This is a genomic window from Sphingomonas humi, from assembly GCF_039536725.1.
In the GTDB taxonomy this organism is placed as follows: domain Bacteria; phylum Pseudomonadota; class Alphaproteobacteria; order Sphingomonadales; family Sphingomonadaceae; genus Sphingomicrobium; species Sphingomicrobium humi.
The window spans coordinates 39,384-55,008 of record NZ_BAAAZD010000001.1 but is presented as its reverse complement, the minus strand read 5'-3'; the positions used below and the strand labels follow the sequence as shown (position 1 = coordinate 55,008).

Genomic DNA, 15,625 nt, shown 5'->3' with positions numbered 1-15,625 from the left:
TTCTTTATTTTCCGAGGGCCGGTCAGTCCCGCAACGGGCTTCCTGCAAGGCCTTCGATCGTGGCCGCCGCCACCTCGCGAATCGCCCCGCGGTCGAGGCCGCAGGCGCGCGCCACTTCTTCCCCGGCCAGGCTGTCGCCGATCGCCAGCAGGGTCAGCGCAAGGGTCATCCGGTCGACCGGCCGCGGGTCGCCCAGCGCCCGCATGGTGCGGATGATCCGCTCGATCGTCGCCACCACCGGCTCCAGCGCCTCGCGCTGGCGGGTCAGCGCGACCCAGCCGATCAGTTCGCCGGCCCCTTCGCGGCGGAACGCTTCGAACATCGCGTCGATCACATCCCGCTCGGTCGCCTGGCCCGCCCGGCGCTCCTTGATCACCCCTTCGATGGAGGAGGAGACGGTCAGCGCGATATCTTCGGCCAGCGCCCGCTGCAGTCCGGCTGCCGAACCGAAATGATGGAGGAGGTTGGCATGCGTGCGCCCGACGCGCGCCGCCACGGCCTGCAGCGTCACCGCCGCCGCGCCCTCGCTTTGCAGCAAGGTGCGCGCTGCCGACAAGGCCGCAGCCCGGCTCTCTTCCGGCGATACGCGCCGCCGCGTCAGTGGACTTATTGACATTATTGTAAGTTATCGCCAGTTATCGTTGCCGAGAAGGAGTGGAGAACGATGGTGAGCGTGGCAAGCCTTGAGCGTGTTTCGGTGACCCCGGAAGACCTCACCATTACGCCGCGCGACCGTCGTTTTGGCCGGGACGAGAAAACCCCGCGCTGGTGGCTCAACAACTCGCCCTTCGAAACCGCGCTCTACAATGCGCTGTCGGCAACCTTTCCCAAGGGCGAGGCCTATTTCATCGAAAGCATTCGCGCCTTCCGCGATCAGGCCGACGAAAAGCTGGCGGGAGAGATTCGCGCCTTCACCACGCAGGAAGTGATTCACAGCCGCGAACATCTCGCCTTCAATCGCCGCGCCGTGGAGTCGGGCTACGACCTCGCGCCGCTCGAACAGACCGTGCAGGAAAGCCTCGACCTGCTGAAGGGCCGCCCGCCAATCCTCGACCTCGCCGCGACCATGGCGCTGGAGCATTTCACGGCGATCATCGCCCACGAACTGCTCGCCAATCCGCGCCACCTTGCCAATGCCGACCAGGCGACGGCGGACCTGTGGCGCTGGCACGCGGTCGAGGAGATCGAGCACAAAGGCGTCGCCTACGACACCTGGCTCGCCGCGACCAAGGGCTGGACCCGCTACAAGCGCTGGAAGGTGAAGAGCATCCTGATGCTCCTCGTCACCCGCAATTTCGTCCAGCACCGGACCGAAGGCGTGCTCGAACTGCTCCGCCAGGACGGCATCACCGGCGTCCGCGCCTGGGCCGGTGCCCTGTGGGTGATGTGGGGCAGGCCCGGCATCTTCCGCAAGGTCGGCGCGGCGTGGCTCAGCTACTTCCTACCTGGCTTCCACCCCTGGAAGGAAGATGACCGCAAGCTCATCCAGGGTTGGGACGCGACCTACGACTATCGCCAGGAACCGCCCGCGCGCCGGGTGCGGCGGGCGGCCTGACCTTCAAGCCGCCATCACCTCGTCACCCGCCGCGAGGTCGAGGCTGAACAGCTTGCACGGCGCCTCGGCATTGCGGGCGCAGCTGTGCCGCGGCACGGTCCGCCCGATCGGCCGGAAGCCGAGCTTCTCCAGAACGCGCCCGCTCGCGGCATTGTCGGCGAAATGCCCCGCCTCCAGCCGCTGCAGGCCAAGGGTGCGGGCGATCTCGATCAGCTGCCGGCCAGCCTCATAGGCATAGCCATTGCCCCAGTGCGCGCGGGCGATCCAGTAGCCAATCTCCACCGCGCCATTGGCCTTGCGCGCGAACCCCGCGCCGCCGACCAGCTCGGGATCGCCGCTGGTGCGCCGGAACAGCAGGAAGCTTGGCAGGAGGTCGTCGGCAGGCTTCGCCAGGAACGCCCGCGCTTCCTCGAGGCCGTAGGGCCAGGGTGCGAGCGCGAGGTTGCGGACGATCGCCTCGTCGGCAATCGCCCGCGCCAGCGCCGGCGCGTCTTCGGCCCAGCCGGGCCGCAACAGCAATCTTTCGGTCCGCGCGAACATGGTTATCTCCCCTGAGCGAGACCCCTGACAGGGCCTCGTGACAATTTCGGGAGAAGAAAAAGAAAGGGAGAAGAGGGGGCTTCCCTCTTCTCCCTTTCCAAGTCCGCTGTTGAGTTCGGTCTTGTGCTGGGCTGCCCCCTCATGAGGCGGCCCTTTATCGACCAACCCCTATTCGGCTGCGTCCGCCATCGGCGCATTAATAAGCGCCGCTACGTGGACGTACTTGCGGCCTTGGCGGCCGTCGCGGAACTCGACTTTGCCGTCGGTCAGCGCGAACAGGGTGTGATCCTTGCCGAGGCCGACACCGGCACCCGGGTACCAGCGCGTGCCGCGCTGACGCACGATGATGTTGCCGGCGACGACAGCTTCGCCACCGAACTTCTTCACGCCGAGACGCTTGCTCTCGGAATCACGGCCGTTACGCGACGAGCCGCCTGCCTTCTTATGTGCCATGGTGTTTTAAGCCTTCGGAGTCTTCTTGGCCTTGCCCTTAGCAGGCGCAGCATCCTGAGTCGAGTTGGTGGCGTCCTGGGTGGCCTCGATGCCGGCGTCGGCAGGAACCACGCCTTCGCTCGAAGCAACCTTGCTCTCGTCGATATCCGACGGAGCCGGAGCGGCCTTGGCCTTCTTGGGTCCAGCGGCCTTGGCTTCGCCGTCGGCGGCCTTCTGCTGCTTCTCGCCGCCGATCGATACGATCTTCAGGATCGTATGCTGCTGGCGATGACCCTTCTTGCGGCGATAGTTGTGACGACGGCGCTTCTTGAAGACGATGACCTTCTCGCCCTTGGCCTGCGCGACGATCTCGGCGGCGACGGTCAGGCCATCTGTGCCCTTGAGGTCGCCACCGTCGCCGGCGAGCAGGACGTCGGAGATAGTGATGCTGTCACCGGCATTGCCGTCCAGCTTCTCGACGACGATCTTGTCTCCCGGTGACACGCGATACTGCTTGCCGCCGGTGCGCACGATAGCGAACATGGGCCTCTTCTCTTTTCTTTTGCTCAAGAGCGTTGATTTCTTGACCCATGCGGCAGCGTGGCGCCGACCCGCGCGGGAAAGGGTGCCCCCTAGGTTAGGATGGCGGACACGTCAACCGAGTGGTTGCGTCAGGACCGGATAGGCGGTCGAAGTCTTGCAGCGTTCCATAGCGAACTTGGACGTGACGTTCTTGAGCGGCCCGGCGGCGATCAGCTTGCCGTAGAAATCGTCGAAATGCGCCATGTCGCGCACCGCCACCCGCAGCCAATAGTCGGTTTCGCCCGCCATCCGCACCACTTCCAGCACTTCGGGCAGCACCGACACTCCGGCGAGGAAGCGCTGTTGCCACTCCGGGCTGTGGTCGCGCGCCTCCACCTCGATGAACACGATTAGCCCGAGGCCGAGCGCACGCGGATCGACCAGTGCCACCGTCTTCTCGATCACGCCGGCCGCGCGAAGCTTCTGAATTCGACGCCAGCAGGGGGTGGGGGACAGGCCAACACGCTCGCCGACCTCGGCGACGGGCAGGGTCGCATCCTCCTGCAGGATCGCAAGGATTTTGAGATCGGTCTGATCCATTTTCATCGTGCGCGGGTTTTGAGCATGAAGTTGCACAAACGCAAGGGCGCCTGCATCCTGCTTGTTATTTGCTGCGGCCCCTTGCCTGCCTCTATATTCGAAGGCATTTTGAGGATGTTCCGAGCGGATGAAGTCTTGATCAGAGCACGCAAGATTATTCCAACTTGGGATGGCAGGCCGCCGCGGTCACCTCCGCGGCGGCCTCCCTCTGTCTTCGTACCCTTGAGATCACTGGCCCCGACACATCCCCGTGATGTGCCGGGGCTTTTTCATCGCTACCCGGCGCCGCTACAATGTTGCTGTTGTGCTACAACGTGGCCGAAAGCGACGCTCCGGCGCCGTCATGTATTGGCGGCCCGTTCACTTAGTCCATTGTCTGGTCATTCCGCCGCGCCCTGCGTGCGGCCAATTAATGATCGGGGGCTCCATCATGACCAGCCGGCTTTCCGCCTTCCTCTTCACCATCAGCCCGCTGGCGCTGCTCGCCGCCGCGCCTGCCGCTGGCCAGACGGCGCCCGCTCCAGCGCCGACGCCGGAAGCCGCCGCGCCCGTGACCGATCCGAGCCCGGCGCCCGACAGCACGATCGTCGTCACCGGCACCCGCCGTACCGACCGCACCGTCGCCGAGTCGCCCGTGCCGGTCGACATCATCGGCTCCGACCAGCTCACCTCGTCGGGCCTCGGCGAAACCAACAAAATCCTCAACAACCTGGTCCCGAGCTTCAACTTCCCGCAGCCGTCCATCGCCGACGGCACCGATGCGGTCCGCCCGGCCTCGCTGCGCGGCCTGTCGCCAGACCAGGTTCTGGTGCTGGTGAACGGCAAGCGCCGCCACGTCGCGGCACTGCTCAACATCAACGGCACGATTGGCCGTGGTTCGGCCGCCGTCGATCTCAACAATATTCCCGGCCTCGCCATCGACCGGATCGAAGTGCTGCGCGACGGCGCTGCCTCGCAATATGGCTCGGACGCCATCGCGGGCGTGATCAACGTGCGGCTCAAGAGGGCGTCGTCGGGCGGCAAGGCGCAGGCCAGCTTCGGCAAGTACATCACGACCCTCGACGGCGTCGCCAACGTCACCGGCCTGGTGCTGACCGGCGGACAGCCGAGCCTCGACCCGACCGACAACCGCTATCTCGCGGTCACATCGAACGGCGAGCGCAAGGTGCGCGACGGTGAACTGTGGACCATCGGGGCCAACATCGGCATTCCGATCATGGCCGACGGATTCATCAACCTCACCGCCGAATATCGCGATCGCGGCCTGACCAACCGCCAAGGCTTCGACATCCGCCCCAATTACGTTCGCCCGACCTCGACTACCTTCGATCCACGCGAGGTGAGCTTCAATCGCATCAACTTCCGCTACGGCGACGCGAAGACCGAAGACTTCGGCTTCTTCGCCAATGCCGGCCTGCCGCTTGGTGGGGCCGAGCTCTACGCCTTCGGCTCCTACAACAAGCGCGACGGCGAGAGCGCGGCCAACTGGCGCCAGCAGTCGAACGGCGTGACGGGCGCCGGCGGTGCCAACCGCGACTATTCGACCATCACGCCGAGCACGACGCCCACGGCCGCCAACTTCACGGCGCTGACGCCCGACGGCTACCTGCCGCTGATCCAGACCGACTATGAGGATTATTCCGCGACCGGCGGCGTGCGCGGCGAGATCGCGGGCTGGAAGGCGGACGGCTCGATCCAGTACGGCAAGAACACCTTCGACTACACGATCGCCAACACCATAAATGCTTCGCTCGGCGCATCCTCGCCGCGGGTCTTCGACGCAGGCGGCATCGGTTATGGCCAGCTGGTCGCCAACCTCGACTTCAGCCGGGAGCTGAACGCGGGCTTTGCCAAGCCGCTGAGCGTTGCCGTCGGTGCCGAGTTCCGCCGCGAGGATTTCCAGATCCGTCCAGGTGAACCCGCCTCCTACGCCGCCGGGCCGCTCTACATCGCGCCGATCCTCAACTCGAACGCCGCCTCCTGCACTGCGGCGGGGGGCGTCCTTTCGGGTACCACCTGCACCTTCCCGGGCCGTGCGGCCGCCCCGCGCAGCCAGGGCTTCGGTGGCTTTCCGGCGAGCGCCAAGCGCGACGTCGATCGCAACAACGTGTCGGCCTATCTCGAGCTCGACACCGACCCGCTTCCGGGCTGGACCACGACCGTTGCCGCCCGGTTCGAGCGCTATTCGGACTTTGGCGAGCAGGTGACGGGCAAGTTCGCTACCCGCTTCGAAATCACGCCCGGCTTTGCGCTGCGCGGCGCGATCTCGAATGGCTTCCGCGCACCATCGCTGCAGCAGCAATATTTCACCACGGTTTCGACCAACTTCATTTCGGGTGTGGCGGTCGACATCCTGACGCTCGGTGTCGGCGATCCGGTCGCGCAACGGCTCGGGGCACGCGCTCTGAAGCCTGAGAAATCGACCAATCTGTCGATCGGCGCGACGGCCAATCCCCTGCGCGGGCTGACGGTCACCGTGGACGCCTACCAGATCAAGCTGAAGGACCGGATCGTCCTGACCGAGAACCTCGGCGCGTCGGGCAACACGCCGACCGACAATCTAGCCCGGTCGCTCATCAATGATACGTCGATCGGCGCCGCCCGCTTCTTCATCAACGGTCTCGATACCACCACCCGCGGTGTTGACGTCGTCGGCACCTACCGTCTCGGGATCGGGCCGAGCCGCTGGTCGCTGACCGCAGCCTATAACTACAACAAGACAGAGATCGACCGCCGCATCGTTGACCTGGGACCGCTCGCCGCCGCCCAGAACATCGTGCTGTTCGGCCGCGTCGAAGGCATCCGCTTCGAAAAGGGCCAGCCACGCGACAAGATCGTGCTGTCGGCCGACGGGCGGCTCGACATGTTCGGGCTGACCGCGCGCACCACGCGCTACGGCAAGGTGGTGTCGCCAAACACGGCCAATCCGATCAGCAATCCGACCAGCCTGACGGACTATGGCCCCGACGATATCTTCCTCAGCCCCAAGTGGATCACGGACCTCGAAGTCCGCGTCTCGCCGGTCAAGGCAATCGAGCTGGCGCTGGGGGCGAACAACCTGTTCGACGTCTACCCGGATCGCCTTCCGTTCGGCCCGCGTCCGGCAGCGGTCGGCGGCGTCTATCCGGTGACGCAGGCCTTCCTGCCCTATTCGAACTTCTCACCCTTCGGCTTCAACGGCCGCTTCCTCTACGGCCGGGTAAGCTTCAACTTCTAGGCCGGTATAAATGGGGCCGGGATCGCTGCTGCGGTCCCGGCCCTTTTGCATTTCACTATGACGGCGACGTCCCTAGTGGCGATGCTCAGGCCGAAGCTTGTAGCGGCCGGGCTCGAACGCTTCGAAGAGGTTGTCGATCGCTGGATGGTCGACCGGCTCATCCTCCTCGTCCGCTACGAGATTCTGCTGCGACACATAAGCGACGTAGCTGCCCTCCCCATTCTCGGCGAGCAGGTGGTAGAAGGGCTGGTCCTTGGAGGGCCTGATCTCGGCGGGGATCGCCTGATACCATTCCTCGCTGTTGGCAAAGACCGGATCGACGTCGAAGATCACGCCCCGAAAATCGAGCAGCCGGTGGCGGACCACCTCGCCGATGCCGAACCTGGCAGAGGCGATGGGAGGGGCGGAAACCTCGTCCATGAACAAAGAACGCGTCGAAAGCGGCATGGCTGCAACTTAGGGCATCGGCCACGCTCTGCAAGGGAGCATCAGAAGGGGATGGGTTCGCCCTTCCAGTCGAAGAACCCGCCGCTATCGCGGGCGGTGAGCTTATCCAGCACCCCGGCCAGGCAGGATGCCGATTGGGCGGCGGAGAAGAGCTTGCCCTCCGCGACATTGGCCTGGAACGGCTGGCTCATCGCGGTATCGACGGTACCCGGGTGCAGCGCCACCATCACCGCTTCCGGCCGTGACCGCGCAAGTTCGACGGCGGCGGTCCGCACCAACTGGTTGAGTGCTGCCTTGCTTGCGCGATACCCGTACCAGCCGCCTAGTCGGTTGTCGCCGATGCTGCCGACACGAGCCGAAAGGCAAGCGATCTCGACCCGGCCCGATCGCGCGACCTTCGGCAGGAAGTGACGCAGGACCAGCGCGGGTCCGATCGTATTGATGAGAAAGCTCCGCTGCAGTCGATCGGCGTCCAGATCGCGCAGCGAGCGTTCGGGAGCGACGCCCTCGCCGTGCAGCAGCCCCGTCGCGACCACCAGCCGCTCGACGGCGGCAAAGGGAACGGCTTCGGCCGCGGCAGTGATGCTACCGGCATCGGCAAGGTCGATCCCGCCATCGCGTCGCGACAGGCGGTGCACCTGATCACCGCGGCTTTCATACAAATCGCTCAGCGCGGCGCCGATCCCGCCGGATGCACCGATGATCACCGTGTCCATGCCTGCGTCATGGCGCGCAGGCTTCGTCGCGCCAACCTGTCCCGTCGGCCCGTTTTGCCGCTAGGCAAGTCCGGAAGGCGCTGCTAGTGAGCCGCCCGCGACCCCCGGCGGACACGCCGGGTCCACGTCTTGATCCTTGCGGAGAGGTGGCTGAGTGGTCGAAAGCACCGCACTCGAAATGCGGCGTGCCCTAACGGGTACCGTGGGTTCGAATCCCACCCTCTCCGCCATTCCAATGACTTAATCGCCCATACGTCGCGACGGCCAACGAAGCCGTCGTGCGAGATATTCGCACGCGGTCGCAGCATTATTGTGCAGTGCAGCAAGGCTGTGCATCATCGCGCCACTGACAATGACGAATGTCGCAATTGCGCGATTCTCGATCGGTCAGCGACAGGGGTGAACGATGCGAGGATTTGCAACGGCATTGACCCTTGGCGCCTTGCTTGGTGTTCCCGCCGTGGCCCGCGCCGCCGACGAGGAAAGCAAGGCTCCAGCAGTAACGGTGAGCGGGGGCGCCACCTTGGTGAGTGATTATCGCTATCGCGGCGTTTCGCAGAGCAACCGCCGGCCCGCGGTCCAGGCCAGCCTGACACTGGCGCACACGAGCGGGATTTATGGAAGCGTGTGGAGCAGCTCGATCGATGATTATGTCGCCAATGGCGGCGACCAGGAAATCGACCTGACGCTTGGCTTCCGCAAGAGCTTCGGTGCGACCACCGTCGATACCGGGGTGCTGTATTATTACTATCCGGGCTCCGGCGGGGCTAACACGGACTTTGCTGAACCGTTCGTCTCGGTCAGCCACACGGTCGGTCAAGTCACCGCCAAGGCCTTTGCCGCCTACGCTCCCAAGCAAAAAGGGCTGTCGGTCGGTTCCGGCGCCGAGGACAATCTCTACCTCGCGGGGGATCTTGGCTTTGCGGTGCCCAAGTCGCCGATCACCCTGTCCGCCCACTTGGGACGCAGCTTCGGGCCAAGCTATATCACGCTCGGCAAGGCACACACCGACTGGAGCCTCGGCGCCAGTGCGATGTGGAAGAGCCTGACGCTCGGCCTCGCCTACGTCGATACGGACGCGACCTTCATCACGCCGAGCGGCCGGAACGCCAGCAAGGCCGGGCTGGTCGCATCAATTGGCGCGGCATTCTGACGGAGGGGGCGCAGCCATGAAGTTCATCATTGCCTTGATTAAGCCATTCAAGCTCGAACCGGTCCGCGAGGCCCTGCAGGATGCCGGGGTCGAAGGCATGACCGTGTCAGAAGTGCGCGGCTTCGGGCGTCAGAAGGGCCAACCGGTGTTCTACCGGGGCGCCGAGTACAACACGACCTTCGTGCCGAAGATCAAGATCGAAGTCGCTGTGTCCGACGACCTCGCGCCGCGCGTCATCGAGATCATCACCGAAGTCGCGAAGACCGGCTCGATCGGAGACGGGAAGATCTTCGTTCTCGACCTCGAGAGCGCGCTTCGCATCCGCACGGGGGACACTGACCATGATGCGCTGTGAGGGCAGGGGGGGAATGAACGCTGCGAAGCTCGTTGGCGGCGGTGCGGCGATGCTCGCGCTGGCCGCCTTTACCGCCTCGCCGGCACTGGCGCAGGAAGCCGCGGCGGCAGCGGCCGCGACGCCGGTACCCGACAAGGGCGACACGACCTGGATGCTGATCTCGTCGGCGCTGGTGCTGATGATGTCCGTGCCGGGCCTTGCGCTCTTCTACGGCGGGCTGGTCCGCGCCAAGAACATGTTGTCGGTACTGATGCAGGTGCTGACGATCGTCGCCATCGCGGCGCTGGTGTGGGTGGGATGGGGCTACAGCCTCAGCTTCACCGGGGGCAGCCCGTATATCGGCGGGCTCTCCAAGGCGTTCCTCAAGGGGGTCGATGCGACCACGCTCGCTGCGACCTTCTCGAACGGCGTGTACATTCCCGAATATGCCTATGTCGTCTTCCAGATGACCTTTGCCTGCATCACGCCGGCGCTGATCGTCGGTGCGTTCGCCGAGCGGGTGCGTTTCTGGCCGCTGATGCTGTTCGTGGTGCTGTGGCTGACGGCGGTCTATTTCCCGCTGGCACACATGGTCTGGTACTGGGCGGGTCCCGACTTCCTGCCGACGCAACCCGGTGATTATGGGCTTCTCTACGGCTGGGGCGCGCTCGACTTCGCGGGCGGCACGGTGGTTCACATCAATGCCGGCATCGCCGGCCTGGTCGGCTGCCTCGTGATCGGCAAGCGTATCGGCTATAACAGCGAGCCGTTGGCGCCCCATTCGCTGGTCATGACCATGATCGGCGCGTCGCTGCTGTGGGTCGGCTGGTTCGGCTTCAACGCGGGTTCAAATCTCGAATCGAACGGCGTTACCGCACTCGCCTTCATCAACACCTTCGTCGCGACGGCGGCGGCGGCGCTCGCCTGGGCGCTGATCGAGCAGATCGTCCATGGCAAGTCGTCGCTGCTCGGGGGCGCGACCGGAGCTGTCGCGGGTCTTGTCGCCATCACCCCGGCGGCAGGGTTCGGGGCGCCCGGCACCTCCATCCTGCTGGGAGCGGTGGCATCGGCCGTCTGCTTCTTCTTCGTCGCCAAGGTCAAGAACCGCCTCGGCTACGACGATTCGCTTGACGTCTTCGGCGTTCACTGTGTCGGCGGGATCGTCGGGGCGATCGCGACGGCCATCGTCGCCGATCCGGCGCTCGGCGGGCAGGGCTTCTTCGACTATACGGTGATGCCCGCGGTTCCGGGGACCTACGACATGGCGGCGCAGCTGCTCGTTCAGCTGAAGGCGGTGGGCGTGACCCTGTTGTGGTCGGGCGGCGTGTCGTTCCTGCTCTACATCGCGATCGACAAGACCATTGGCCTACGCCCATCGGTAGACGCCGAACGCGAAGGCCTCGACATCTCGTCGCACGGGGAACGCGCCTATAATCTGTGAAGCCAAGGGCGCCGGTCTGCATCCCGTCAGGCCGGCGCCACGCTTTGCGCGACAAGCCGTTCGCTCTGCCGTCGATCACAGCAAACTTTTTTGCTATGCGAACGGGATCCAATCGTGCACCTTTGCTGCGCTGCAACAACATGGGTGCAGGGCAGGAGCAAGGCTCGATTCGATAGGGACAAGCAGTTGGCGGAGCGGCACGCAGTGGGGGGACTGTACGACCCCAGGCACGAGCATGACAGTTGCGGTATGGGCTTCGTTGCGCATGTCAAAGGCGCTGCGTCGCACGACGTCATCACGCAGGGCCTCCAGATCCTCGCCAACCTTCATCACCGTGGCGGCGTGGGTGCCGATCCGGACATGGGCGACGGTGCTGGCTGCCTCATCCAGATGCCCGACGACCTCCTGCGGGCATGGGCCGATGCGAGCGGCCTGACGCTTCCGCCGCCGGGCGATTATGCGGTCGCCATGTGCTTCCTCCCGACGAGTGAGGAAAGCCGTGCGCTGGCGGACGAACGCTTCACGCATCTGGTCCAGAAGGAGGGACAGATCTTCCTCGGCTGGCGCGACGTGCCGGTCGACATCAGCGACCTAGGGCCGAGTGTCCGCAAGACGGTTCCCGTCATCCGCCAGGCGATCGTCGGGCGCGGCGTGGGGGTGCGCGATCAGGATGCGTTCGAGCGCAAGCTCCTCACCATCCGCAAGCAGACGCTCAATCCGCTGGCCGCCCTCGCCAAGGCCAGGGATCTGCAGGGCCTGACCGATTTCTACATCGCCAGCTTCTCGACCCGGACCCTCGTCTACAAGGGAATGCTGCTGCCCGACCAGGTCGGCGCCTTCTATCGGGACCTGCGCGATCCGCTGACGAAGTCGGCGCTGGCGATGGTCCACCAGCGGTTCTCGACCAACACCTTTCCCAGCTGGCGACTGGCCCACCCGTACCGGTTCATCGCCCACAATGGCGAGATCAACACGGTCCGCGGAAACGTCAACTGGATGAACGCGCGGCGCCGGACGCTCGAATGCCCGCTGCTCGGCGCCGACCTCGACAAATTGTGGCCGATCATCCCGCACGGCCAGTCCGACACCGCCTGCCTCGACAATGCGCTCGAGCTTCTGTTGGCGGGCGGTTATTCGCTGCCGCATGCGGTGATGCTGCTGATCCCGGAAGCCTGGGCCGGCAACGACACCATGGATCCCAAGCGGCGCGCCTTCTACGAATATCATGCCGCCCTGATGGAGCCGTGGGACGGCCCGGCAGCCATCGCGTTCACCGACGGCCGCCAGATCGGCGCGACCCTCGACCGCAATGGTCTGAGGCCCGCGCGCTTCCTCGTCACCGACGACGATCTTGTCGTCATGGCCTCTGAATCGGGCGTGCTTCCGATCCCGGAGGAGAAGATCGTTCGGAAGTGGCGGCTCCAGCCGGGCCGGATGCTGCTGATCGACTTTGCCAAGCAGCGCATCGTCGAGGACGAGGAGATCAAGGCCGAACTGGCGAATGCCGCGCCTTATGGCGAATGGCTGCGCGAGACGCAGTTCAACCTGAAGGACCTGCCGGCGGGCGATAACCCGCTGACTCATCCGCCGAGCGAAGAAGTGTTCCGCCGCACGCAACTGAGCTTCGGCTACACTGAGGAGGACGTGCGCCTGTTCTTGGGGCCGATGGCCGCGCAAGCCGACGATCCGATCGGATCGATGGGCACGGACACGCCGCTCGCAGTGCTCTCCGCCCGGCCGCGGCTGCTCTACGATTATTTCAAGCAAAGCTTCGCGCAGGTCACCAACCCGCCGATCGATCCGATCCGCGAGAGCATGGTAATGAGCCTGATCTCGATGATCGGGCCGCGGCCGAACCTGCTGGGCCGGAACGCCGGCACCCACAAGCGCCTGGAGGTGTCGCAGCCGATCCTCACCAACGAGGATCTCGAGAAGATCCGCTCGATCCACAACACGCTCGACGGCGCTTTCCGGACGGTCACGCTCGACGCCACCTGGCCGAGCGGCGGCGACACCCAGTCGCTCGAAGCGGCCGTCCAGCGATTGTGTTGGGAAGCGACCGAGGCGGTGCTTGCGGACAATAATGTCCTGATCCTGTCGGACCGCCGCGAGGGGCCCGAACGCATCCCTATTCCGGCCGCGCTGGCTACGGGCGCGGTCCATCATCACCTGATCCGGCAGGGGCTGCGGATGCAGACCGGCCTCGTCGTCGAGACCGGCGAAGCGCGCGAGGTCCATCACTTCTGTGTGCTTGCGGGCTATGGCGCGGAGGCGATCAATCCGTGGCTCGCCTTCGACGTGATCGAGGATCTGAGCGCGCGCGGCAAGATCGCGGTCCCGGCCGACAAGGCCTGCGCCAACTACATCAAGGCGATCGACAAGGGCCTGCTCAAGGTCATGTCGAAAATGGGGATCTCGACCTTCCAGAGCTATTGCGGGGCGCAGATCTTCGATGCGGTCGGGCTCAACAGCGGCTTTATCGAGCGCTATTTCACCGGCACCTCGACCAGCATCGAGGGCGCAGGCTTGGCGGAGATCGCGGCCGAAAGCGCCGAACGCCATCGCGAGGCGCATTCCCCTGCGGAGCGGCCGCTCGGTGTCGGCGGGCAATATGCGCTGCGCAAAGGCGGCGAGGCGCACGCCTGGACGGCCGAGGGGATCGGCAACCTGCAGCATGCCGTTCGGGGCAATCTGCCCGATCGCTACCGCGCGTTCGCCGCGGAAGTGAACGAGCAGAGCCGGCGCATGCTCAGCCTGCGCGGCCTGCTGGAGTTTCGGCCCGCGGGACCGGCGGTCACGCTCGACGAGGTGGAGCCGGCCTCGGCGATCGTGCGGCGCTTCGTCACCGGCGCGATGAGCTTCGGGTCGATCAGCCGCGAGGCGCATACGACGCTGGCCAAGGCGATGAACCGCATCGGCGGCAAGTCGAACACCGGCGAAGGCGGCGAAGAACGCGAACGCTTCACCACCGACGAGCGCTCGGCGATCAAGCAGGTCGCTTCAGGGCGCTTTGGGGTAACGGCCGAATATCTCGTCAACGCCGACGAGTTGCAGGTGAAGATCGCACAAGGCGCCAAGCCGGGCGAGGGCGGGCAGCTGCCCGGCCACAAGGTCGACGCGCACATCGCCGCGGTTCGCTATTCGACGCCGGGCGTGGGCCTCATCTCACCGCCGCCGCATCACGACATCTATTCGATCGAGGATCTCGCGCAGCTCATCCACGACCTGAGGCAAGTGAATCCCTCCGCGCGCATCTCGATCAAGCTGGTGTCAGAAGCCGGGGTCGGCACGGTGGCTGCGGGCGTGGTCAAGTGCACCGCCGACCACATCACGATCTCTGGTTATGACGGCGGAACCGGCGCGTCGCCGCTGACCAGCCTCACCCATGCCGGATCGCCGTGGGAACTCGGCCTTGCGGAAACGCAGCAGACACTTGTCCTGAATGGCCTGCGCGACCGTGTTGTGCTGCAGGCCGACGGCGGGCTTCGCACCGGGCGGGACGTGGCGGTGGCGGCATTGCTGGGTGCGGATGAATTCGGATTTGCGACCGCGCCGCTGGTTGCAGCCGGATGCATCATGATGCGCAAGTGTCACCTCAATACTTGCCCGGTCGGGATTGCAACGCAGGACCCGCGCCTCCGCGCCAAGTTCAGCGGGACGCCCGAGCATGTAATCAACTACTTCTTCTTCGTCGCCGAGGAGCTGCGCGGCATCATGGCGGAACTCGGCGTGCGCTCGCTCGACGAGCTGATCGGGCGCACCGACCTGTTGAGTCCGCGGCTTTCCGTCGAAGGCGCCAAGGCGGCGGGCGTGGATTTGTCGCATCTGCTGCACCGCGCTGATCCGCAGGCGCCGCGGCGCTTTGGTCGGACCGTTCGCGCGCCCATTCACCAGCGCATCGACGATGCGATCGTGGAGGCACTCGACGGGCAGTTGCCGACCCGGCTCGAACTTCCGGTCGGCAATGCCGATCGATCGGTCGGCGTCTTCGCCTCGGGCGAGATCGCGCGGCGTTTCGGGCACCACGGCCTTGCCGACGACAGCCTGCGGGTCCGCCTGACCGGGACCGCGGGCCAAAGCTTCGGCGCATTCCTTGCCCATGGCCTGACCCTGGAGTTGACCGGCGATGCCAACGACTATGTCGGCAAGGGCCTCAGCGGTGGCAGGCTGATCGTGCGCCAGCCCGTCGACAGCCCGCGCGAGGCGGCGGCGAACATCATCGTCGGTAACACCTGCCTTTATGGGGCGACGTCGGGCCGGGCCTTCTTCGCGGGCGTCGCGGGGGAACGCTTCGCGGTCCGCAATTCGGGGGCCATCGCGGTGGTCGAAGGCACCGGCGACCATGGCTGCGAATATATGACCGGCGGACACGTGGTGGTGCTGGGCGCGGTCGGACGCAACTTCGCGGCGGGCATGTCGGGGGGAATCGCCTATGTGTGGGATCCGCACCGACGCATCGAGGCGAAATGCAACCTGGCGGGCGTCGCGCTCGAGGCCATCGAGGACCCGGCGTTCGTCCGCGCCCTGATCGAGCAGCATCGCGACGCCACCGGAAGCAAGGTCGCGGACCAGATTCTCGACGATTGGGAGCGTGCCTCGGGCGAGTTCGTGCAGGTCATGCCGCACGAATATCGCCGTGCGTTAGCGCTCGCCGAGGCGGCGGAGTAG

At 65.5% G+C, this 15,625-nt stretch carries 12 protein-coding genes, 1 tRNA gene and 1 pseudogene; 7 read left to right on the top strand and 7 right to left on the bottom strand.

Annotated features, from left to right (window positions below; translation table 11 throughout):
* Positions 1-22: 22 nt before the first annotated feature.
* A complete protein-coding gene (locus ABD729_RS00220) occupies positions 23-616 on the bottom strand; it encodes a TetR/AcrR family transcriptional regulator (RefSeq protein WP_344708142.1) in 594 nt (197 codons plus the stop codon).
* Positions 617-664: 48 nt separating this feature from the next.
* Between ABD729_RS00220 and ABD729_RS00215 the strand changes: the two genes are divergently transcribed.
* Positions 665-1,555: a metal-dependent hydrolase gene (locus tag ABD729_RS00215; protein ID WP_344708141.1), complete on the top strand. Its 891-nt coding sequence runs from the start codon at positions 665-667 to the stop codon at positions 1,553-1,555.
* 3 nt (positions 1,556-1,558) lie between these two features.
* Here the strand turns inward: ABD729_RS00215 and ABD729_RS00210 are convergent, their stop codons facing one another.
* The 4 genes and pseudogenes from ABD729_RS00210 to ABD729_RS00195 form a co-directional block, all read right to left on the bottom strand.
* Positions 1,559-2,095 (bottom strand): GNAT family N-acetyltransferase, encoded by a 537-nt coding sequence (locus ABD729_RS00210; RefSeq protein WP_344708140.1) that lies wholly within the window; start codon positions 2,093-2,095, stop codon positions 1,559-1,561.
* Between the two features lie 168 nt (positions 2,096-2,263).
* Positions 2,264-2,548, bottom strand: a complete 285-nt coding sequence (rpmA, locus tag ABD729_RS00205; protein WP_344708139.1) for a 50S ribosomal protein L27 — start codon at positions 2,546-2,548, stop codon at positions 2,264-2,266.
* 162 nt (positions 2,549-2,710) lie between these two features.
* A pseudogene (rplU, locus tag ABD729_RS00200) lies at positions 2,711-3,070 on the bottom strand (50S ribosomal protein L21); the annotation flags it as partial.
* A 111-nt stretch (positions 3,071-3,181) separates the two neighbouring features.
* Entirely contained in the window at positions 3,182-3,655 is a 474-nt protein-coding gene (locus ABD729_RS00195) for an Lrp/AsnC family transcriptional regulator (RefSeq protein ID WP_344708137.1), read from the bottom strand.
* Positions 3,656-4,061: 406 nt separating this feature from the next.
* On the opposite strand from ABD729_RS00195, the gene ABD729_RS00190 reads away from it, so the two are divergent.
* Complete coding sequence (locus ABD729_RS00190; protein ID WP_344708136.1) at positions 4,062-6,866, top strand: TonB-dependent receptor plug domain-containing protein; 2,805 nt, start codon at positions 4,062-4,064, stop codon at positions 6,864-6,866.
* Positions 6,867-6,938: 72 nt separating this feature from the next.
* Here ABD729_RS00190 and hspQ read toward each other — a convergent pair whose 3' ends face one another.
* Together hspQ and ABD729_RS00180 are read right to left on the bottom strand one after the other, a co-directional pair.
* Entirely contained in the window at positions 6,939-7,286 is a 348-nt protein-coding gene (hspQ, locus tag ABD729_RS00185; RefSeq protein ID WP_344708135.1) for a heat shock protein HspQ, read from the bottom strand.
* Positions 7,287-7,354: 68 nt separating this feature from the next.
* A complete protein-coding gene (locus ABD729_RS00180; RefSeq protein WP_344708134.1) occupies positions 7,355-8,029 on the bottom strand; it encodes an SDR family NAD(P)-dependent oxidoreductase in 675 nt (224 codons plus the stop codon).
* A 140-nt stretch (positions 8,030-8,169) separates the two neighbouring features.
* Between ABD729_RS00180 and ABD729_RS00175 the strand changes: the two genes are divergently transcribed.
* From ABD729_RS00175 to gltB, 5 genes are all read left to right on the top strand, one after another.
* Positions 8,170-8,259 (top strand) — tRNA-Ser (locus ABD729_RS00175).
* Positions 8,260-8,435: 176 nt separating this feature from the next.
* Complete coding sequence (locus ABD729_RS00170) at positions 8,436-9,182, top strand: TorF family putative porin (protein WP_344708133.1); 747 nt, start codon at positions 8,436-8,438, stop codon at positions 9,180-9,182.
* 16 nt (positions 9,183-9,198) lie between these two features.
* Positions 9,199-9,537, top strand: coding sequence for a P-II family nitrogen regulator (locus ABD729_RS00165; RefSeq protein WP_344708132.1), 339 nt, complete (start codon positions 9,199-9,201; stop codon positions 9,535-9,537).
* Between the two features lie 13 nt (positions 9,538-9,550).
* Positions 9,551-10,957 carry an ammonium transporter gene (locus ABD729_RS00160; RefSeq protein ID WP_344708131.1) on the top strand — a complete coding sequence of 469 codons (1,407 nt, stop codon included), beginning with the start codon at positions 9,551-9,553 and terminating at the stop codon, positions 10,955-10,957.
* 249 nt (positions 10,958-11,206) lie between these two features.
* Positions 11,207-15,625, top strand: coding sequence for a glutamate synthase large subunit (gene gltB / locus ABD729_RS00155; RefSeq protein ID WP_486387596.1), 4,419 nt, complete (start codon positions 11,207-11,209; stop codon positions 15,623-15,625).

Excerpts from the sequence above, each read along its gene's own strand:
- ABD729_RS00220 (WP_344708142.1), bottom strand. The coding sequence starts at position 616 with ATGTCAATAAGTCCACTGACGCGGCGGCGCGTATCGCCGGAAGAGAGC.
- ABD729_RS00215 (WP_344708141.1), top strand. The coding sequence starts at position 665 with ATGGTGAGCGTGGCAAGCCTTGAGCGTGTTTCGGTGACCCCGGAAGAC.
- ABD729_RS00210 (WP_344708140.1), bottom strand. The coding sequence starts at position 2,095 with ATGTTCGCGCGGACCGAAAGATTGCTGTTGCGGCCCGGCTGGGCCGAA.
- rpmA (WP_344708139.1), bottom strand. The coding sequence starts at position 2,548 with ATGGCACATAAGAAGGCAGGCGGCTCGTCGCGTAACGGCCGTGATTCC.
- ABD729_RS00195 (WP_344708137.1), bottom strand. The coding sequence starts at position 3,655 with ATGAAAATGGATCAGACCGATCTCAAAATCCTTGCGATCCTGCAGGAG.
- ABD729_RS00190 (WP_344708136.1), top strand. The coding sequence starts at position 4,062 with ATGATCGGGGGCTCCATCATGACCAGCCGGCTTTCCGCCTTCCTCTTC.
- hspQ (WP_344708135.1), bottom strand. The coding sequence starts at position 7,286 with ATGGACGAGGTTTCCGCCCCTCCCATCGCCTCTGCCAGGTTCGGCATC.
- ABD729_RS00180 (WP_344708134.1), bottom strand. The coding sequence starts at position 8,029 with ATGGACACGGTGATCATCGGTGCATCCGGCGGGATCGGCGCCGCGCTG.
- ABD729_RS00170 (WP_344708133.1), top strand. The coding sequence starts at position 8,436 with ATGCGAGGATTTGCAACGGCATTGACCCTTGGCGCCTTGCTTGGTGTT.
- ABD729_RS00165 (WP_344708132.1), top strand. The coding sequence starts at position 9,199 with ATGAAGTTCATCATTGCCTTGATTAAGCCATTCAAGCTCGAACCGGTC.
- ABD729_RS00160 (WP_344708131.1), top strand. The coding sequence starts at position 9,551 with ATGAACGCTGCGAAGCTCGTTGGCGGCGGTGCGGCGATGCTCGCGCTG.
- gltB (WP_486387596.1), top strand. The coding sequence starts at position 11,207 with ATGGGCTTCGTTGCGCATGTCAAAGGCGCTGCGTCGCACGACGTCATC.